This window comes from Herbiconiux sp. L3-i23 (genome assembly GCF_023734115.1).
Classification (GTDB): Bacteria; Actinomycetota; Actinomycetes; order Actinomycetales; family Microbacteriaceae; genus Naasia.
Window position 1 is genome coordinate 1544103 of the sequence record NZ_AP025737.1, and the last position, 19499, is coordinate 1563601.

Annotated in this window: 18 protein-coding genes; 8 read left to right on the forward strand and 10 right to left on the reverse strand. The window is 69.0% G+C overall.

Annotated features, from left to right (window positions below; translation table 11 throughout):
* Positions 1–41: 41 nt before the first annotated feature.
* Positions 42–1676 carry a catalase gene (locus NGH83_RS07275; RefSeq protein ID WP_251858395.1) on the forward strand — a complete coding sequence of 545 codons (1635 nt, stop codon included), beginning with the start codon at positions 42–44 and terminating at the stop codon, positions 1674–1676.
* Between the two features lie 91 nt (positions 1677–1767).
* Here NGH83_RS07275 and dhaM read toward each other — a convergent pair whose 3' ends face one another.
* The 3 genes from dhaM to dhaK are packed head-to-tail and all read right to left on the reverse strand — an operon-like array spanning position 1768 to position 4088.
* Entirely contained in the window at positions 1768–2451 is a 684-nt protein-coding gene (gene dhaM, locus NGH83_RS07280; protein ID WP_251858396.1) for a dihydroxyacetone kinase phosphoryl donor subunit DhaM, read from the reverse strand.
* Positions 2448–3083, reverse strand: coding sequence for a dihydroxyacetone kinase subunit DhaL (gene dhaL, locus NGH83_RS07285; protein WP_251858397.1), 636 nt, complete (start codon positions 3081–3083; stop codon positions 2448–2450). The genes dhaM and dhaL overlap by 4 nt, the downstream gene beginning before the upstream one ends.
* Positions 3084–3086: 3 nt before the next feature.
* A complete protein-coding gene (gene dhaK / locus NGH83_RS07290; protein WP_251858398.1) occupies positions 3087–4088 on the reverse strand; it encodes a dihydroxyacetone kinase subunit DhaK in 1002 nt (333 codons plus the stop codon).
* A 219-nt stretch (positions 4089–4307) separates the two neighbouring features.
* On the opposite strand from dhaK, the gene NGH83_RS07295 reads away from it, so the two are divergent.
* The 3 genes from NGH83_RS07295 to NGH83_RS07305 all read left to right on the forward strand — a co-directional run bounded on the left by NGH83_RS07295 (position 4308) and on the right by NGH83_RS07305 (position 7797).
* Positions 4308–5066, forward strand: a complete 759-nt coding sequence (locus NGH83_RS07295) for an MIP/aquaporin family protein (protein ID WP_251858399.1) — start codon at positions 4308–4310, stop codon at positions 5064–5066.
* A gap of 174 nt (positions 5067–5240) precedes the next feature.
* Entirely contained in the window at positions 5241–6755 is a 1515-nt protein-coding gene (gene glpK / locus NGH83_RS07300) for a glycerol kinase GlpK (protein WP_251858400.1), read from the forward strand.
* 160 nt (positions 6756–6915) lie between these two features.
* Entirely contained in the window at positions 6916–7797 is an 882-nt protein-coding gene (locus NGH83_RS07305) for an endonuclease domain-containing protein (protein WP_251858401.1), read from the forward strand.
* A 52-nt stretch (positions 7798–7849) separates the two neighbouring features.
* Here NGH83_RS07305 and NGH83_RS07310 read toward each other — a convergent pair whose 3' ends face one another.
* Positions 7850–9412 carry an APC family permease gene (locus NGH83_RS07310; protein ID WP_251858402.1) on the reverse strand — a complete coding sequence of 521 codons (1563 nt, stop codon included), beginning with the start codon at positions 9410–9412 and terminating at the stop codon, positions 7850–7852.
* A 94-nt stretch (positions 9413–9506) separates the two neighbouring features.
* Entirely contained in the window at positions 9507–10304 is a 798-nt protein-coding gene (locus tag NGH83_RS07315) for an RNA methyltransferase (RefSeq protein WP_251858474.1), read from the reverse strand.
* A gap of 84 nt (positions 10305–10388) precedes the next feature.
* Here NGH83_RS07315 and NGH83_RS07320 point away from each other — a divergent pair, with 84 nt between their 5' ends.
* The gene (locus NGH83_RS07320) at positions 10389–11294 is read left to right on the forward strand and encodes an NAD-dependent protein deacetylase (RefSeq protein ID WP_251858403.1); all 906 of its coding nucleotides are present in this window, start codon (positions 10389–10391) and stop codon (positions 11292–11294) included.
* A gap of 23 nt (positions 11295–11317) precedes the next feature.
* Positions 11318–11941 (forward strand): histidine phosphatase family protein, encoded by a 624-nt coding sequence (locus tag NGH83_RS07325; RefSeq protein WP_251858404.1) that lies wholly within the window; start codon positions 11318–11320, stop codon positions 11939–11941.
* A gap of 30 nt (positions 11942–11971) precedes the next feature.
* Here NGH83_RS07325 and NGH83_RS07330 read toward each other — a convergent pair whose 3' ends face one another.
* Entirely contained in the window at positions 11972–13063 is a 1092-nt protein-coding gene (locus tag NGH83_RS07330; protein WP_251858405.1) for a glycosyltransferase family 1 protein, read from the reverse strand.
* Positions 13060–13974 (reverse strand): alpha/beta fold hydrolase, encoded by a 915-nt coding sequence (locus tag NGH83_RS07335; protein ID WP_251858406.1) that lies wholly within the window; start codon positions 13972–13974, stop codon positions 13060–13062. The genes NGH83_RS07330 and NGH83_RS07335 overlap by 4 nt, the downstream gene beginning before the upstream one ends.
* Positions 13975–14138: 164 nt before the next feature.
* Here NGH83_RS07335 and treS point away from each other — a divergent pair, with 164 nt between their 5' ends.
* A complete protein-coding gene (gene treS / locus NGH83_RS07340) occupies positions 14139–15869 on the forward strand; it encodes a maltose alpha-D-glucosyltransferase (protein WP_371872785.1) in 1731 nt (576 codons plus the stop codon).
* Positions 15870–15962: 93 nt separating this feature from the next.
* Positions 15963–16850, forward strand: a complete 888-nt coding sequence (locus tag NGH83_RS07345) for a 3'-5' exonuclease (protein WP_371872786.1) — start codon at positions 15963–15965, stop codon at positions 16848–16850.
* A gap of 242 nt (positions 16851–17092) precedes the next feature.
* Here the strand turns inward: NGH83_RS07345 and NGH83_RS07350 are convergent, their stop codons facing one another.
* The 3 genes from NGH83_RS07350 to glgA form a co-directional block, all read right to left on the reverse strand.
* Positions 17093–17344: a type B 50S ribosomal protein L31 gene (locus tag NGH83_RS07350; RefSeq protein ID WP_251858407.1), complete on the reverse strand. Its 252-nt coding sequence runs from the start codon at positions 17342–17344 to the stop codon at positions 17093–17095.
* Positions 17345–17468: 124 nt separating this feature from the next.
* Positions 17469–18257 carry an ABC transporter ATP-binding protein gene (locus NGH83_RS07355; RefSeq protein WP_251858408.1) on the reverse strand — a complete coding sequence of 263 codons (789 nt, stop codon included), beginning with the start codon at positions 18255–18257 and terminating at the stop codon, positions 17469–17471.
* 28 nt (positions 18258–18285) lie between these two features.
* Complete coding sequence (gene glgA, locus NGH83_RS07360; protein WP_251858409.1) at positions 18286–19473, reverse strand: glycogen synthase; 1188 nt, start codon at positions 19471–19473, stop codon at positions 18286–18288.
* Between the last annotated feature and the right edge of the window lie 26 nt (positions 19474–19499).

Sequence of the window (19499 nt, forward strand, 5' to 3'; positions counted from 1 at the left end):
CTGGACACCCCGGCGAGGCCGCCCATGAAAGGACGTTCCGCATGACGGACGAGACCCCGAACACCCCCTCCCTGACCACCCGTCAAGGACACCCCGTCTACGACAACCAGAACCAGCGGACGGTGGGGGCGCGAGGTCCCGCGACTCTCGAGAACTATCACTTCCTCGAGAAGATCTCGCACTTCGACCGCGAGCGCGTGCCCGAGCGCGTCGTCCACGCCCGCGGCGCCGTCGCGTTCGGCTACTTCGAGGCCACCGGCACCTGGGGCGACGAGCCGATCGCGAAGTACACCCGCGCCAAGCTCTTCCAAGAGCCGGGCAAGCGCACGGATGTCGCGATCCGCTTCTCGACCGTCATCGGCGGCCGCGACTCGAGTGAAGCCGCCCGCGACCCGCGCGGATTCGCGGTGAAGTTCTACACCGAGGACGGCAACTGGGACCTCGTCGGCAACAACCTCGGGGTCTTCTTCATCCGGGACGCGATCAAGTTCCCCGACGTCATCCACTCCCTGAAGCCCGACCCGGTCACCTTCCGTCAGGAGGCGTCGCGCATCTTCGACTTCATGTCGCAGACCCCCGAGGCGATGCACATGATCGTCAACCTGTTCAGCCCCCGCGGCATCCCGGCGAACTACCGCACGCAGCAGGGCTTCGGCGTCAACACCTACAAGTGGGTGAACGAAGCCGGCGAGACCCAGCTGGTGAAGTACCACTGGATCCCGAAGGCGGGAGTCGAGAGCCTCACCGAGGCGGACGCCGCCGTCATCCAGGGCGGCGACCTCGGACACGCGTCGAAGGACCTCTACGAGGCGATCGAGGCGGGCGACTACCCCGAGTGGGAGCTGCGCGTGCAGCTGATAAGCGACGACGAGCACCCCGAGCTCGACTTCGACCCGCTCGACGACACCAAGGTGTGGCCCGAGAACCTGTTTCCGCCGAAGACGGTCGGCACCATGGTCCTGAACCGCAACGTGTCGAACCACTTCGCCGAGAACGAGCAACTCGCCTTCGGCACCGGCGTCCTCGTCGACGGCCTCGACTTCTCCGACGACAAGATGCTGGTCGGTCGCACCTTCTCCTACAGCGACACCCAGCGCTACCGGGTGGGACCCAACTACCTGCAGCTGCCGGTCAACAGCCCCAAGACCCGGGTCGCGACGAACCAGCGCGACGGCCAGATGGCCTACCACGTCGACGGAACGGGGGCGAACCCGCACGTCAACTACGAGCCGTCCATCACGGGCGGACTGCAGGAGGCGCCGAAGCCGATGCACGACGAGCAGGGCCCGGTCCTCGAGGGTCGGCTGACCCGCGCACGGCTCCCCCGCACGAATGACTACCTGCAGGCCGGTCAGCGCTTCCAGCTGATGGAGACGTGGGAGAAGGACGACCTGGTCGCGAACCTCACGAACCTCATCGGTCAGGCGACGCGTCCGGTGCAGGAGCGCATGGTGTGGCACCTGCTTCTCGTCGACGACGAGTTGGGGCTGCGCGTCGGCGAGGGCATCGGGGTGACGGTCGCCGACGTGAAGGATCTGCCGCCTCTCGCGACGCAGACCCTGAACGACGAGGAGCTCGCCCGCCTCGCGAAGCTCGGAGCCAACGGTCCCCGCGACGTCACCGGCCTCATGATGACGCACTGCGTGCCGAACACGCGCGTCGCCCTCGCCGAATAGTGAGGCGTCGGTCCGCCCGTCGAGCGCAGCGATACGAAGGAAGCGCCCTTCGCGGCGCCGACGCTCGACGGGCGGTCCCGTTCGACTGGGATCACTCCTCGCCGAAGCCGGACCGGATGAGGCCCGCCAGGGCGTCGACCGCCTCCGAGGCTTGCCGGCCGCTGGCCTCGAGCCGCACCTCGGCACCCTTCGTGAGTCCAAGGGACATGATGCGCAGCAACGACTTGGCGTCGACGCCGTTGACGGTGACGGTCGCGTCGAAACCGGCAGCGGTCTTCACGAACTCGGCGGCCGGTCGGGCGTGCAGACCCTCCCGATTGACCAGCTGCACGCTCTCGCCGATCACCGAGCGCGGCGGTACCGACGGCGGCGGTGGCGGCGGTGGCAGGGCCTGCTCCCCCGCTGCGGTCTGAGCCGCGGCGACGACCGCGGCGAGGTCGTCGCCGCTCTGAGCCGCCACGGCAGCGGCGACGGCGCCCTCGACCAGCGGCGCGTCGGCGATCCGCACCCGAGCTCGCTGATCGTCGTCGAGGAACTCCAGAGCCGTCTCCGCGGTGAGGATCGCCGAGCCGAGATCGCAGAGCACCACGACTCCGTCTCCGGCATCCGCTTCGTCGATACCCGCCTGGACCTTCTCGAAGCTCGTGCCGATTCCGCCGTCGTCGGTGCCGCCCGCGGCGACCAGGGCCACGTCGGCCGCCATCTGGCGTGCCAACTCGACGACACCCTCCGCGATCTTCCCGCTGTGCGAGACGATCACGAGCCCGACGCTCATGGTGAGGCGGTCTGCGCGGCGGCGCGCAGGAGCAGCGCCGTCGACTGGGCGCCCGGATCGCGGTGGCCGATCGCACGCTCCCCCAGGTAGCTCGCCCGCCCCTTGCGGGCGACGAGCGGCTCGGTGGCGGCGGCCCCGGCCTCGGCGGCGTCCGCCGCGGCCGCGAGGATCTCGGCCTCCGACTTGCCGGCGGCAGCGGCTTCGGCTGCCGCGTCGACCGCGGGGGTCCACGCGTCGATCATGGTCTTGTCGCCCGGCTCCGCCTTGCCGCGCGCCACGATGCCGTCGCGGGCGGCGGTCAGCAGCGCGACCACGCCCTCGCCGTCGAGGGTCTCGGCGCCGCCGACCGCCGACGACGCCCGCAGGTAGGCGGTGCCGTAGAGCGGTCCGGCGGCCCCACCGACCGTCGAGATCAACGTGGTGGCGACGAGCTTCAGCACGTCGGCGAGCGACGCATCGGGCGCGAGTCCATCGAGCTTGGCGATCACGGCCGTGTACCCGCGGTCGAGGTTCTCACCGTGGTCGCCGTCACCGATCTCGCGATCGAGCTTGATCAGCTCGCTCCGGTGCTCGCTGACGGTCGTCGCGCTCGCACGCACCCAGTCCTCAGCCCAGTCCCTGCCAAGCCCCATCGGTCACCTTCCCCAGCGAAGTGCCGCGGTCTGCACTGGCGCATCCCACAGCTCGGTCATCTCGTCGTCGAGTCCCAGAACTGTAATGGAGAAACCCTGCATTTCCAGGGAGGTGACGTAGTTGCCGACGAGGCTGCGGGTGACCTGGAGTCCCCTCTCGGCGAGCACTTCGGCGGCACGACGGAACGCGATGTACAGCTCGATGAGCGGGGTGCCGCCCATCCCGTTCACGAACAGGAGCACCTTGTCGCCCGAGGCGAAGGGGATGTCGTCGACGATCGGCCCGAGGATGCGGTCGACGATGCTGTCCGCCGGCTCGAGACCGACGCGTTCGCGCCCCGGTTCTCCGTGGATGCCGATGCCGATCTCGATCTCGTCCTCGCCGATGTCGAAGCTCGGCTCGCCGGCATGCGGCACCGTCGGCGCAGTGAGAGCCACACCCATCGACCGGGCGCGCGAGTTCACCCGCTCGGCGATGGCGGCGACCTCGTCGAGGCTGTCGCCCCGCTCGGCCGCGGCGCCGGCGATCTTCTCGACCAGCACCGTCCCCGCCACCCCGCGCCGACCCGCGGTGTACAGCGAGTCCTTCACGGCGACGTCGTCGTCGACGATGACCGCGCGGACCTCGATGCCCTCGGCGCCCACGAGGTCGGCGGCGGTCTCGAAGTTGAGCACGTCTCCGGTGTAGTTCTTGACGATGTGGAGCACGCCCGCTCCCCCGTCGACCGCCTTCGTCGCGTCGACGATCGGGTCGGGGGTCGGCGAGGTGAAGACCGCGCCGGGCACCGCGGCATCCAGCATCCCGAACCCGACGAAACCGCCGTGGAGCGGTTCGTGGCCGCTTCCCCCGCCCGAGACGAGACCCACCTTGCCGGCGATCGGGGCGTCGGCGCGGACGATGTAGTCGGGATCGGTGTGCACCGTCACGAGGTCGGGATGGGCGGCGGCGACTCCGGCGATGGCCTCTGCGACCACGTTGCGCGGATCGTTGATGAGCTTCTTCATTGATTGCTCCTGAGGTTCCTACAGATGGGTCAGGCGCGAGAGCACGCCCGCGGCCCTCAACCTACGCCCTTCGCGCGTCCGCGCCCACCTTCCCTTTCCTGAACACCGGCCGCAGGAACCGGTTCCACACAGCGGGCTTGAGGGATATCGTGGGGCTCGTCGCAACGGAGCGACCCCGCGTCCTCGGATGCGGAAAACGCAACGACAAGGAAGGTCGAAGTGGATACACCGAACTACGGAGTCATATTCCTCTCCGAGACAGTCGGAACCGCACTACTCCTGCTGCTCGGCGCCGGTGTGGTCGCCAATGTGATCCTCGCCAAGAACAAGGGCTTCGGCGGCGGTTGGTTGCTCATCAACTTCGGATGGGGCCTCGCGGTCTTCTCCGGTGTGACCGTCTCCTACGCGTCGGGCGCCCATCTCAACCCCGCGGTGACCTTCGGTCTGCTGGCGGCAGGCACGATGGACTTCGACATCGTCCTGATCCTCAGCTACCTGGGCGGTCAGTTCCTCGGAGCCTTCCTCGGTGCCGTGCTCGCCTGGCTCGCCTACCGGCAGCACTTCGACGCCGAGCCCGACCCCGCCGCGAAGCTCGGCGTGTTCTCGACCGGCCCCGCGATCCGCAGCTACGTCTGGAACCTCATCACCGAGATCATCGGCACCTTCGTGCTGGTCTTCGTCGTCATCGGCTTCGGCCGAGCCGGTGACCCCGAGATCGACGCCCCGGGCGGTCTCGCCGCGCTCGGCGCGATCCCGGTCGCGTTCCTGGTGGTCGCGATCGGTGCGTCGCTCGGTGGACCGACCGGCTACGCGATCAACCCCGCCCGTGACCTCGCGCCCCGCATCGCCCACGCGATCCTCCCGATCAAGGGCAAGGGCTCGAGCGACTGGGGCTACTCGTGGGTTCCGGTCGTCGGACCGCTGATCGGTGGTCTCCTCGCGGGATGGCTGAGCATCCCGCTCCTCCCCGTCCTCTAGATCGGCCGCGGCCGGCTGCCTCTCGCAGCCGGCCGCTTCCTTCCTCCGCAATTCTTCTAGGCGGTTTCCAGCGCACGTCCGACAGGCTCGGATGAGTGCGTGCGAACCGCCATCGTGAACCACGCGCCAGCCAGAGAACACGGCGCCATCGTGAAACAAAGGAGTTAGTCCCCCATGAGCGAGTACATCGTCGCCATCGATCAGGGCACCACGAGCACCCGGGCCATCGTCTTCGACCACTCGGGATCCATCGTCTCCGTCGGTCAGAAGGAGCACGAGCAGATCTTCCCCAAAGCGGGCTGGGTCGAGCACGACCCCGAGGAGATCTGGGCCAACACCCGTGAGGTCATCGGCCAGGCGCTGTCGAAGGCGGACATCACCCGCCACGACGTGAAGGCCGTCGGCATCACCAACCAGCGCGAGACCACCGTCGTTTGGGACAAGAACACCGGAAAGCCCGTCTACAACGCGATCGTCTGGCAGGACACGCGTACGCAGCCCATCGTCGACCGGTTCGCCGCCGACGGCGGTGTCGAGCGGTTCAAGGACACCGTGGGCCTGCCGCTGTCCACCTACTTCGCCGGCACGAAGATCGTCTGGATCCTCGAGAACGTCGACGGGGCCCGCGAGAAGGCCGACGCCGGCGACCTGCTTTTCGGCACGACCGACACGTGGGTGCTGTGGAACCTGACCGGCGGCACCGACGGCGGCGTGCACGTCACCGACGTCACCAACGCGTCGCGCACCCTCTTCATGGATCTGAAGACCCTTCAGTGGGATGACAGCATCCTCGACGTGTTCGGGGTGCCGAAGTCGATGCTGCCCGAGATCAAGAGCTCGTCCGAGGTCTACGGCACTGTGGAGTCCTCGAGCCTGCTGCGCGAGGTCCCCGTCGCCGGGATCCTCGGAGACCAGCAGGCCGCGACCTTCGGCCAGGCCGCGTTCGACCAGGGCGAGGCGAAGAACACCTACGGCACCGGTAACTTCATCATCTTCAACACCGGCACCGACATCGTGAAGAGCGAGAACGGGCTGCTCACGACCCTCGGCTACAAGCTGGGCGACGCCGAACCGCACTACGCGCTCGAAGGGTCCATCGCGGTCACCGGGTCGCTCGTGCAGTGGCTGCGCGACAACCTCGGCCTCATCAAGTCGGCGCCCGAGATCGAAGAGCTTGCGAAGACCGTCGAGGACAACGGAGGCGCGTACTTCGTCCCCGCCTTCTCGGGACTGTTCGCGCCGTACTGGCGCGCGGATGCGCGCGGCGCTCTCGTCGGCCTCACCCGCTACGTGAACAAGGGGCACATCGCCCGTGCCGCACTCGAGGCGACCGCGTTCCAGACCCGCGAGGTCATCGACGCGGTCAACGCCGACTCGGGAGTGCCGCTCGAGGAGCTGAAGGTCGACGGCGGCATGATCGCCAACGACCTGCTCATGCAGTTCCAGGCCGACATCCTGGGCGTGCCGGTCGTCCGTCCCGAGGTCGCGGAGACGACGGCGCTCGGCGCCGCGTACGCCGCGGGCCTCGCGGTCGGCTTCTGGGACAACCTCGACGACCTCCGCTCGAACTGGCAGGAGAACAAGCGCTGGGAGCCCTCGCTCGACGAGGCCGAGCGCGAGCGCACCTACCGCAACTGGAAGAAGGCCGTCACCAAGACCTTCGACTGGGTCGACGAGGACGTCAGCTGACCGACCCCCGCTGACTCGCCCACTTCACCCCGTGTTTTCGTCTCGACACGGGGTGAAGTGGGCGAGTCGCTGTTCCTCCCCCGGCAGACGTCGCCGCCGCTGATCCACAGATCTTCTTCGCACCGCCCGGGCGGGTGCGCGCCGCCCGCACTATCGGGCTATGACTCGACGCAAGCCGCTCCCCGAAGAGCTCGGTCTCGCTGCTTTCACCGTCGCCGAGGGCCGCACCGCCGGCGCCGCGAAGAACCGGCTGCAGAGGCAGGACGTCGACGCCTCGGTGTGGGGTGTCAGGACCGCCTCCGTGGTCGACGACCACATCGGCCGAAGTGCCCTGTTCCTCGCTCGTCTGCCCGGCGCGATCGCTTCGCACGTCACCGCCGCCCACATCCTCGGGCTTCCGTTGCCGCCTGCTCTGGCGACGTCACCCACCGTGCATCTGGCGGTGAGCTACCCGGAGCGGGCACCGCACGCGCGCGGACTGCGCGGGCATTCGCTGCTGCTCGGGAGCGACGAGATCGTCTGGGTCGACGACCTTCCCACGACTGCGCCCTTGCGCACCTTCTTCGACCTCGCGGCCATCCTCCCCCTGCCCGACCTCATCGCGATCGGAGATCACCTCTATCGCGAAGGCCTGACGGACCGTGCAGCCATCACCGCCCGCATCCAATCGAACCCCGGGATCCGCGGCCTCACCAAGCTGCGCACGGCGAGCATGCTGCTGACCGGCCGGGCCGAGTCACCGCAGGAGTCGCGTCTGCGCACCGTCCTGATGATGGCGGGACTGCCGGAGCCGACGCCCAATCACGAGGTGATCGAAGCCGGGGCGGTGGTCGCCAGGGTCGACCTGGCATACGTGCGGCAGCGGATCGCCATCGAGTACCAGGGCGACTACCACAGGGAGCGACGTCAATGGAAGGCGGACCAATCCCGCCGACTGATCCTCGAGCGCTTCGGCTGGACGGTGGTGGAGACGACCATCGACGACATCACGAACCCGGAGACCGTGGTCAGACGCCTGAAAGACCTCCTCGCAGGCGCCTGACTCGCCCACTTCACCCCGTATTTCGGCGCGGAAACGGGGTGAAGTGGGCGAGTCAGATGAGGCCGCCGTCGACGCTGCGGCCCTTCGGGTGTTCGGCCTCGGGGACGAGGATCTCGGTCTGCTCGTTGAGGGCCTCGCCGCGGAAGAACGGCTTCGACTCGGGGAAGAACGACCACACGACCATGAGCACTGCGCCGACGAGCAGCGACCCGACACCGACGACGAAGACGCTGCCGACTCCGAGCAGGGTCGTCGAGCCGTACTCCGGGTCGAGCATGTCGTATGCCGACTTGAGGAACGCGGTCGCGAGCAGGATCCCGCCGAGCAGCGGGAACAGGAACTGGAAGACGAAGTTGCGGGCGCTCGTGAACGCGGTCCTCCGGAAGAACCAGACGCACGCGAATCCGGTGATGCCGTAGTAGAACGCGATCGCCAGGCCGAGGGAGGCGATCGTGTCCTCGAGGATGTTCTCGGACACCAGCGTCATGCCGACGTAGAACACGATCGCGACGACGCCCATCACGATCGTCGAGTAGGCGGGCGTCTTGAACTTCGGGTGCACGGTGCCGAAGCGGCGCGGCAGCGCCTTGTACACCGCCATCGCGAGGGTTCCGCGAGCGGTCGGCAGGATGGTCGTCTGCGTCGACGAGATCGCCGACACCATCACCGCGACGACGAGCAGCCACGCCCACGGCCCGAACAGGGCGTCCTTCAGGGCGAAGAACACGTCGTCGGCGTTGCCCTCGTTGCCGAGCCCCAGCCCGGTCTCGCCGAGGCCCGCGTACGCCATCGCGGCGACGGCGACGAGCACGTAGGTGACGACGAGGATGAGGGTGGACAGCAGCGCCGCCCGCCCGGGGATGCGCTCGGGATCCTTCGTCTCCTCGTTGAGCGCCAGGCAGGTGTCCCAGCCCCAGTAGATGAACAGGGCGAGCAGGGTCGCCTCGGTGAAGCCCGACAGGTCGGTGAAGGCGAACGGGTCGAACCACGACAGCTGAGGCGCGGTCGCACCCTCGGGTGCTGTGCCGTTCGCGACGCTCACGAAGGCGAAGATGACGAACAGGGCGAGCGCCAGGTACTGCACCGCGATGAGGACGTTCTGGATGCGTTCGCCGATCTGCAGCCCGCGGTAGCTGACGTAGACCATGATCGCGATGAACAGCACGCCGGTCGCGGTGACGACGACGGTGTTCTCGGCCAGCTCCGGCGAGACGAGCAGCCAGAAGTAGTAGCCGCCGATCTGCGCGAGGTTGGCGAGCACGATGGTGCCGGCGACCGCGACCCCCCAGCCTCCGAGCCACCCGACCCACGGCCCGAACGCCTTCGTCGCCCACGTGAAGGTGGTGCCGCAGTCGGGCACCGCCCGGTTCAGCTCGCGGTACGCGAACGCGACGAAGAACATCGGGATGAAGGCGAGCAGGATCGCGATCGGAGCCTGCGCGCCGACGGCGATGACGATGAAACCGAGGGTCGCCGCGAGCGAGTAGACGGGGGCGGTGGACGCGAGCCCGATGACGGTGGATCCGACGAGCCCGAGCGAGCCTGCGGCGAGACCCTTCGTGCCGTCACCGACGACCTCGACGGGGGCGGATCCGGTTTCGGAATGCTTCGACATGGGGTGTGCCTCACTCGTTCTCGAGTCAGCACGGCGACGGTGACGACTGCTCGTGAGCCGAGCATAGCCACGCCGTCGGGGGCGCACGAGGAGGTCAGCGCGTGATCGCCCAGAGAGCGACAGCCGCAGCGGCGGCGACGTTCAGCGAATCGACGCCGTGCAACATCGGGATGGTGACCACGGTGTCCGCGGCGGCGATCGCCCTGCGGCCGAGCCCGTCGCCCTCGGAGCCGAGCACGAGGGCGACCCGATCGGGCACGGCGTAACGATCGAGGGGCACGGCATCGTCGCTGAGCGCCAACGCGGCGATCTCGAACCCTAGGCCGTGCAGCAGCGGACCGGCCTCACGCCAGTCGGGAAGGCGGGTCCACGGAACCTGCAGGACGGTGCCCATGCTCACGCGGACACTGCGCCGGTAGAGCGGATCGGCGCAGGTCGAGGTGACAAGGACGGCGTCCGCGCCGAGGCCTGCCACCGATCGGAAGATGGCGCCGACGTTGGTGTGGTCGGCGAGCCCGTCGAGGATCACCACCCGCCGTGCGTCGCGCAGCACGTCAGCGGGATCGGCGAGCGGAGGCCGGTGCATCGAGGCGAGGGCGCCGCGGTGCAGGTGGTATCCGGTCAACTGTTCGAGCACCTCGTCGTCGCCGACGAACACCGGCACGTCGGGGAACGGAGCGAGCATCTCGTCGAGGTCGGGAAGCCACGAACGCCGGGTCAGCACCGAACGCGGAACGTGGCCGGCGGCGATCGCGCGGCCGATCACCTTGGTCGACTCGGCGAGGTAGAGCCCACCGGCCGGCTCGAGGCGGCGCCGCAGGGCGACATCGGTCAACCGCGAGAAGTCGTCGAGCTCGGGAGCGTCGAGCGAATCGAGGGCGACGAGACGCATTCGGTTCAGCTCCACGGGTAGATCGACGTTCGGGTGGTCACCGGCACCGCCTCGGGCTGTCTACGCTGAGGGGTGGGAGGAACCATGTCCACGGTAGCGGGCTCGGGCGGCGCAGCCGACCAGGCCGACCAGGTCGCCCCGACCGAAGCGGTCGCTCCGCCTCGGGCGGCAGCAGCCGACGCCGACCTGGATCGGGTCGCGGACCTGCTTCGCGGCCGCGAGGTGGCGGTGCTCACCGGCGCGGGCGTCAGCACCGACTCGGGCATCCCCGACTATCGCGGCCAGGGCGCGCCGAAGCGGTCGCCGATGTCGTTCCAGCAGTTCCTCGCCGGCGAGTCCTACCGGCAGCGCTACTGGGCCGGTTCGCACCTCGGTTGGCGCCGGTTCGACGCGGCGCGGCCGAACGACGGTCATCGGGCGCTCGCCGCGCTCGAGGAGGCCGGGGTCGTCAACGGCGTGGTGACGCAGAACGTCGACGGGCTGCACCTGCGAGCGGGATCCCGGCACGTCGTCGACCTGCACGGCACCGTCGACCGAGTGCGGTGCCTGCAGTGCGGGCAGATCTTCGCCCGCGCGAGCATCTCCGAGCGCATCGATGCGGCTAATCCGTGGCTCGAGCAGCCCGATCAGGTGGTCATCAATCCCGACGGCGACGCCGAGGTCGTCAACTCCGACGACTTCGTCGTGCCCGACTGCACCGTGTGCGGCGGAATACTGAAGCCCGAGGTCGTGTTCTTCGGCGAGTTCGTGCCGTCCGAGAAGTTCTCCGAGGCCAGCGCGCTGGTACGTCGCGCGGACGCGCTGATGATCGTCGGATCCTCGCTCGCCGTGAATTCCGGCATCCGCCTGCTCGAGGTCGCCCGCCGCCGGAAGGTGCCGATCGTCATCGTCAATCGCGGCGAGACCAAGGGCGACACGAAGGCGACCGTTAAGCTCGACGCGGGCACGACCGAGACCCTCACCGGGCTCGCCGCCCGCCTCGTGCCCTGACCCCGCCCCGCGAAGGACTCCCGATGACCCGACTCGAACTCGTGCGCCACGGGCAGACCGACTGGAACCTGCAGGGACGCATCCAGGGTTCGAGCGACATCCCCCTCAACAACGTTGGGCGCCGCCAGGCGGTCGAGGCCGGCCGTCGTCTCGCGAAGCAGCGCTGGGACGCGATCGTCACGAGCCCCCTCTCCCGCGCGGCGGAGACGGCGGAGATCATCGGCCGCGAGATCGGGGTAGCCGACATCGAGATCATCGACGCTCTGCGCGAGCGCGGCTACGGAGACGCCGAAGGACTGACCGGGGCGGAACTCGACGCGATGCGCGAACGCGGTGACTTCGTGCGCGGCCGGGAGAAGCGGTCGCACGTCGTCGAACGGGTGCGTCCCGCCCTCATCGAGGTGGCTCGCCGCCGACCGGACCAGTCGCTGCTCGTCGTCACCCACGGCGGCGTCATCGGCTCGCTGGTGCGTGCGGCGACGGGATACGCGTGGCCCGAGCCCGGCCAGATGATCGCGAACGCGAGCTCGCATCACTTCGCCTACCGCGACGGCGAGATCGGCCTCGTCGAGTTCAACGGGATGCCGTGGCGTCCCGGCGAGGTCGAGACGAACCCGCTCGACGAGGCTGACGCCGCCGCCTGCTAGCGGCGGCACCGTTGGCACCGTCGGCGACTCTCAGGCGCCCGCGCGCTGCCCGCTGTTGTGGACGTCGCGGAGGAGTTCGAGGAGGACCTCGGCGGAACGGTCCCACGAGAAGCGATCGGCCTGCTCGAGGCTCAGGGCCGAGCGGCGCTCCCACTCCCCCGGCGTCTCGAGCGACCGGACCGCGTCGACGATCGACGCGTCGTCGGTGGGATCGAAGTAGACGGCGGCCTCGCCGCCGATCTCGCGGAAGATCGGGATGTCGCTGATCACCGCCGGCGTGCCCACCCGCATCCCCTCGATGACCGGGATGCCGAATCCCTCGTCGAGCGACGCGGTCACGATCGCGGTCGCCCGGCGCAGCACGGCGTCGTACTCCTCGTCGCTGACCCCGTCGTGGAAGACGAGTCGGGCGTCGGGCGCGAGCGCCTCGAGTCGGCGCCGATCGGCGGGGGCGATCCTGCTCATCAGGTGCAGCTCGTACCCGGGGAGCCGCGCCGCCGCGCGCACCAGCGCCTCGACGTTCTTGTAGGCGATGAACGCGCCCATGTAGACGAGCACGCCCTGTTCCGGACGCGGGCGCGGCGCCGTCGAGACGGTTCCGGTGGCGTCGGCCGCGTTGTAGACGACCGTCACCGGACGGCGGGTCAGGCGGTGCTCCGTCATCAACGACTTCGTGGTCTCGGACACCGTGACCACGGCGTCGGCCCGGTCGAGCAGCACCCGCTGCGGCCACCACGCCAGGTGGTAGACCCGCCACAACAGCCGCAACCACCACGCGAACTGCGCGGGCGGCGTGCGGTGCCGGTAGTAGATGAGGTCGTGCAGTGTGAGTACGAGCCGGTAGCGCCGACCGAACGAGCCCATGGTCTGCATGGGGCTGAACACGATGTCGGGTCCGAGCCGGTTCACCCTGAGTGCGACGAGCGGCTCGAGCGGCGAGGTCGGTGCCGACGTGCGCACCCACGGCAGGTCGGGAAGCAGCGCGAGCTGACGCTCGTCGCTGACCAGCATGGTCACCTCGTGCAGGCGCCCGAGGGCGGCCACGATACCGGCGGAGTAGCGGGAGATGCCGTCGTGCCGTCCATCGGCCCGCACGTACCGGCAGTCGAAGACGATCTTCACGACGCGGGCTCCGCGGCACGGAGGAACGCGTCGATCGACTCGGCGCTCTCCCGCGGGCGCTCGTAGTGCACGAGGTGTCCGACATCAGACAGCATCTCGAGCCTCGCGTCGGGGAACAGCGTCGCGAGCTTCTCCACATCGGCGACCGGGGTGATGTCATCGCGGTCGGCGCCGATCAGGAGGACGGGGATGCCGATCTTCGCCGCGTATTCGCTGACGTCGTTGCTCACGGACGCCCGGAACGCGTCGAGCACCACGTCGCGGTTCGCGAAGGCGCCGAAGTAGCGGTCGTGCTGATCGTGGATCCACCGTCGGAGGGCGCGGTCGCGGGACTTCGCCATGGTGACGCTCATGCCCCTCGTCACCGCACCCCACCGCAGCACGGCGAAGCCGACCTGCTCGGGCAGTCGAGCGCCCAGCCAGTAGTAGAAGACGGCGAGCCGGGTGCCGACGCCGTTAGGTCCCGAGAGGGCGGGCGCGGCGATCGGGTTGACCAGGATTGCGCGCTCGGCGGTCATCCCCGACGCGAGCGCCGCGGACACCACGATCGAACCGAACGAGTGGCCGAGCACCGGAGTGTCCGAGACGGCGAGGTGTCGACGGAACTCCGTGAGCCACGTCGAATAGCCGTCGATGTCGTGGCGGACCTCGCCGAGCGGGGTCGAGACACCGAACCCCGGGAGGTCCGGCGCGATGACGCGCAGGCCCGGGTCGATCGCGCAGAGGTGCGCGGCGACCGCCTCGAGTCCGTGGTGGTCGCCGCGGAAGCCGTGCACCAGCACGAGGGTCCGCACCGCGTCGACGGCGCCGTACTCCCAGTAGGCGGTCGTGCCGCCCAGCAGATCGACGTCGGAGCGTCGCCCCGGTTCGCGCGACATCACGGCGGCGTAGGGCGAGACGACCTGCTTCATCGGGTCGAGTCTACGGTCGGTCCGCCGCTCCGCACGTGCGCTCCGACCGGTATCCGGAGCCGTGTGCGCACGGGAGACACTCGGCATTCGCTCAGGCGGCGGTCTCGGTGCATTCAACTCGCACCTACCTAGACTGGAGAGGTTCCGCCGCCGGAAGGAGAGCTGTGAGCTTCACCGCACCGATCACACTGCCAGGCCTCACCCTCGATCCTCAGTGGTACCGCCGCGCGGTGTTCTACGAGGTCATGGTGCGCTCGTTCGCCGACAGCAACGGAGACGGGACCGGCGATCTCGGCGGGCTCACCGCCCGCCTCGACTACCTGCAGTGGCTCGGTGTCGATGCGCTCTGGCTGCCGCCGTTCTACCGTTCGCCCCTGCGTGACGGCGGGTACGACGTCTCCGACTTCAAGGCAGTGCTGCCGGAGTTCGGCACGATCGACGAGTTCCGCGAGCTCGTCACCAAGGCGCACGAGCGCAACATGCGCATCGTCATGGACTTCCCGCTGAACCACACCTCCGACGCGCACGAGTGGTTCCAGCAGTCCCGTGAAGACCCCGATGGTCCCTTCGGCGACTTCTACGTGTGGAGCGACACCGACGAGAAGTACGAGAACATCCGCATCATCTTCGTCGACACCGAGGAGTCCAACTGGACCTTCGATTCGGTGCGTCGGCAGTTCTTCTTCCACCGCTTCTTCTCCCACCAGCCCGACCTCAACTTCGAGAACCCGGCCGTGCACGACGCGATCTTCGACATCGTGCGCTTCTGGCTCGACCTCGGCGTCGACGGCCTCCGGCTCGACGCCATCCCGTACCTCTACGAGTCGGAGGACGGCAACGGCGAGGGCGAGCCGCCCACCCACGACTTCATCAAGAAGCTGCGGGCCATGGTCGATCGCGACTACCCGGGCCGCATCCTGATCGCGGAGGCCAACCAGTGGCCGCGCGAGGTCGCCGCGTTCTTCGGCACCGAGGAGGAGCCCGAATGCCACATGGCGTTCGACTTCCCCACGATGCCGCGCATCTTCTACTCGCTCCGGGCGCAGACCTCCGGCGAGCTGATCCGCATCCTGAAGGAGACCACCGACGTCCCCGAGGGCGCCGCGTGGGGCGTGTTCCTGCGCAACCACGACGAGCTGACGCTCGAGATGGTCTCCGAGGAGTACCGGCAGGCGATGTACGGCTGGTACGCGTACGACCCGCGGATGCGTTCGAACATCGGCATCCGTCGGCGCCTCGCGAGCTTGCTCGACAACTCGCGCGCCGAGATGGAGTTGGCGCACGCGCTGCTGTTCTCGCTGCCCGGCAGCCCGTTCCTCTACTACGGCGACGAGATCGGGATGGGCGACAACATCTGGTTGCCCGACCGTGACGCGAGCCGCACGCCGATGCAGTGGACCCCCGACCGCAACGCCGGGTTCTCGTCGGCCGACCCCGGCAAGCTGTTCCTGCCGGTCGTGCAGTCGCTGGTCTACAACTACACGCTCGTCAACGTCGAGGCGCAGCTCGCCCAGTCGCGGTCGCTGCTGCACTGGGTGCGCAACGTGATCCACACCCGCAAGGCGCACCCCACGTTCGGTCTCGGGTCGCTGCACGTGCAGGACACCGACCACGAGTCGGCGCTGGCGTTCGTCCGCTCCTACGCCGGCTCCCCCGGCGCCGGCGTCGGGCAGCACGTCGGCGACGCGGCCGAGGACATCCTCTGCGTGTTCAATTTCTCGCACAACCCGATCAGCGTGCGCATCACCGCGCCCGAGCACGCCGGCGCGAGACTCGTCGATCTGTTCGGCGGCGGCGAGTTCCCGAGCATCGACGCCGAAGGCGGGGTCGCGTTGACGCTCGGCAGCCAGAGCTTCTACTGGCTGAAGATCGTCGACGCGCAGCCCGCGGTCTGATCCCGCGTTCGCGTCTGCGGTTCGCGTCTGCGGTTTGCGTCGATGCGGCGCGTGATCCGCGGGCCGGTCGGAGGTGCCCCGTAGCCTGACCGCGTGGCAGCAGATCTGACCCTCGACGGACTCGACTTCGACGAGCTCAACGGCGCGACGACGCAGGCCCCCGGCGGTGGCGTCATCCCCCGCACCGTGTTCCGGGCCGACCCTGTGCAGGAGCTCGTCATCGAGGCCGAGCTCGAAGCCGACGCCCCGATGGTGTTCGTCGCCCCCGACGTGCCCGAGTGGGCGTCGATCGTCGGTGTCTTCGACCTCGAGACGACCGGCATCGATCCCGCCACCGCGCGCATCGTCAGCGCCCACATCGGCGTCCTTGACGCCGCCGGAGAGTCGATCGAGCGCAATGACTGGCTCGCCGACCCCGGCATCGAGATCCCCGAGGGCGCGTCGGCCATCCACGGCATCACGACGGAGAGGGCCCGTGCGGAGGGCCGCGACGCGTCGACCGTGGTCGCCGAGATCCTCGACACCCTGCGCTCGCTCGCGGGGCGGGGCATTCCGGTCGTCGTCTACAACGCCCCGTACGACCTGACGGTGCTGCTCCACGAGGCGCGGCGCCACGGTCACGACGAGCTCGAGGACACGCTGCACGTCATCGATCCGCTGGTGATCGACAAGGCCGTCGACCGCTACCGCAAGGGCAAGCGCACGCTGACCGCGGCGTCCGAGTACTACGGGGTGGCGCTGGTCGACGCCCACGATGCGAGCGCCGACGCCATCGCCGCGGGTCGCGTTGCGCAGGCGCTCGCACGTCGCTACTCGGCGGAGCTGAGGGTCTCGGCGGCCAAACTGCACGACCTGCAGGTCGGGTGGTGCCGCGAGCAGACCGAGAGCTTCATCGAGTACATGCGCCGCGTGAAGGATCCCGACTTCACCTGCCACACGGGGTGGCCCCTCCGCGCCGAGTTGGCCACCACCACGAAGTAGCGGCACCGCCGCCTCGCGCAGCGCTGTGGTCTCGGTGCGCTGCGCTTACTCGACCCGTTTCGGTACGCTCCTTCGTCGCTACTCGACGATCGGGATTTCGGTCGTCGAGTAGGCGCGAAGCGCCGTGTCGAGACGGCTCGAGTAGCGAGGAACGAGCGTATCGAGAGCGCAGCGTGCCCAGGAACGAGGGAAGCCCCGCCGCTGATGCGGCGGGGCTTCCTCTGCTCGAAACTTCGGCGGGCTTACTTGCCGAAGTTCTTGAAGCGCTGGTTGAACTTCTCGACGCGGCCGGCGCTGTCCATGATGCGCTGCTTGCCGGTGTAGAAGGGGTGCGAGGCCGACGAGATCTCGACGTCGATCACCGGGTAGGTGCTGCCGTCTTCCCACTCGATGGTCTTGCTGCTCGAAACGGTCGAACGAGTGAGGAAGGTCTCACCCGAGGCCAGGTCGCGGAAAACGACGGGAGCGTACTCGGGGTGTGCACCGGACTTCATGAAAGAACCTTTTGATCGAAAGATGGGAGACGGACAAACTTCTGGCCGCGCGTCCGCAGACTCTGGGCCGACAGACAAGGATAGCACCCGCCCGCGCACCCGGCGAGGCCGAGCAGGCGGAGTGTCAGCGATCGGCGGCGCGAGCGGTGAAGCGGCCGTCGGTCTCATCGACGGTGAGCGGCAGACCGAACGTCCCCGACAGCACCTCCGACGTGATGACCTCGCCGATGGGGCCGGCTGCGGCGACCTTGCCCTGATCGAGCAGCAGCGCATGCGTGAAGCCCGGCGGGATCTCTTCGACGTGGTGGGTGACCATGATGATCCCCGGCGCGTACGGTGAGCTCGCGTATCCGCCGAGCAGCTGCAGCAGCTCTTCACGGGCGCCGAGGTCGAGGCTCGCGGCCGGCTCGTCGAGCAGCAGGAGCTCGGGGTCGGTCATCACGGCGCGGGCGATCTGGACGCGCTTCTGCTCGCCGTCGCTGAGTTCGCCGAACCGGCGCTGCTCGAGGTGCGAGAGCTTCCATTCGGCGAGCACGCGGGAGGCGCGACGCACGTCGAGCTCCTCGTACTGCTCGTTCCAGCGTCCCGTCACCGAGTACGCGGCGGTGAGGACGACGTCGATGACGGATTCGCTGGCGGGCACACGGCGGGCCATCGCGGTGGATGCGAAGCCGATGCGGGGGCGCAGCTCGAACAGGTCGACGGAGCCGATGCGCTGCCCGAGGACGTCCGCGGTGCCGAGGGACGGGTGCATGAGCGCCGCCGCGACCTGGAGCATCGTGGTCTTGCCTGCACCGTTCGGTCCGAGGATGACCCAACGCTCAGAGCTGTCGACCTTCCACGACACCTGGTCGAGGATCGTGGTGCCGCTCCGGGTCACCGTGACGTCGGACAACTCGAGAACCGTGCTCATGCGTCAACCCTACCGACGCGGACGCGGCTCAACCGCCGAGTACGCGCTGGTAGACGCGGCGCGTGTCCTCGGCGATCCGGGTCCAGCTGAACAGTTCTTCCGCCCGGCGACGACCGGCCTCGCCGTAGCGCTTCGCCTGCTCGGGATCGGACACCACTTCGATGAGGGTGCCGGCCAGGTCGGCGACGAACCTGTCGGGGTCGATCGGCGTGCCGGTGCCGTCCTCGACCTGTTCGATGGGGACGAGACGCCCGGTCCCGTGGTCGGCGACGACCTCGGGGATGCCGCCGGTGGCGGTGCCGACGACGGCGGCCCCGCAGGCCATGGCTTCGAGGTTCACGATGCCGAGCGGCTCGTAGATGGACGGGCACACGAACACCGTCGCGGCCGTCAGCACCGCCGACAGCTCCTGGCGACTGAGCAGGCGGTCGAGCCAGACGACGCCGGCCCGCTCCTGCTGCAGCTCGCGGACGAGGGCGGTGACCTCGGCGAGGATCTCGGCGGTGTCCGGCGCTCCCGCGCAGAGCACGAGCTGGACGTCGTCGGGCAGCGCACGCGCGGCGCGGAGCAGGTAGGGAAGCCCCTTCTGGCGGGTGATGCGTCCGACGAAGACGACGGCGGGCCGGGTCGGGTCGACGCCGAGCGACCGGACGAGGTCGTCGTCGTGCAGCGGGGCCCACACGTCGAGGTCGATGCCGTTGTAGACGACCTCGACCCGCGACTCGTCGAGCGCCGGGTAGGAACGGAGGATGTCGCGGCGCATGCCCTCGCTCACGGCGATGACGGCGTCGGCGTTCTCGAACGCCTCCCGCTCGATCCAGCTCGAGACGCGGTATCCGCCGCCGAGCTGCTCCGCCTTCCAGGGGCGCAGCGGCTCGAGGCTGTGCGCGGTGACGATGTGCGGGATGCCGTGTAGCAGAGAGGCGACGCGGCCGGCCGCGTTCGCGTACCAGGTGTGCGAGTGCACGAGGTCGGCGCCGGCGGTGTCCTGGGCGATCTGCAGGTCGACGCCGAGCGTCGCGATGCTCGGGTTCGCGTTCGCGAGCTGAGGCGGCACGAGATAGGCGTGGGTGTTCGGCTCGTTGCGAGGAAGACCGAAGCAGCGCACCTGCACGTCGATGTCGTGACGCAGCGCCGTGACGAGCTCGGCGACGTGCACCCCCGCTCCCCCGTATACCTCCGGCGGATACTCCCTTGTCAGCAGATCGACTCGCACGGGGACCAAACTAGCGCAGCGATCTG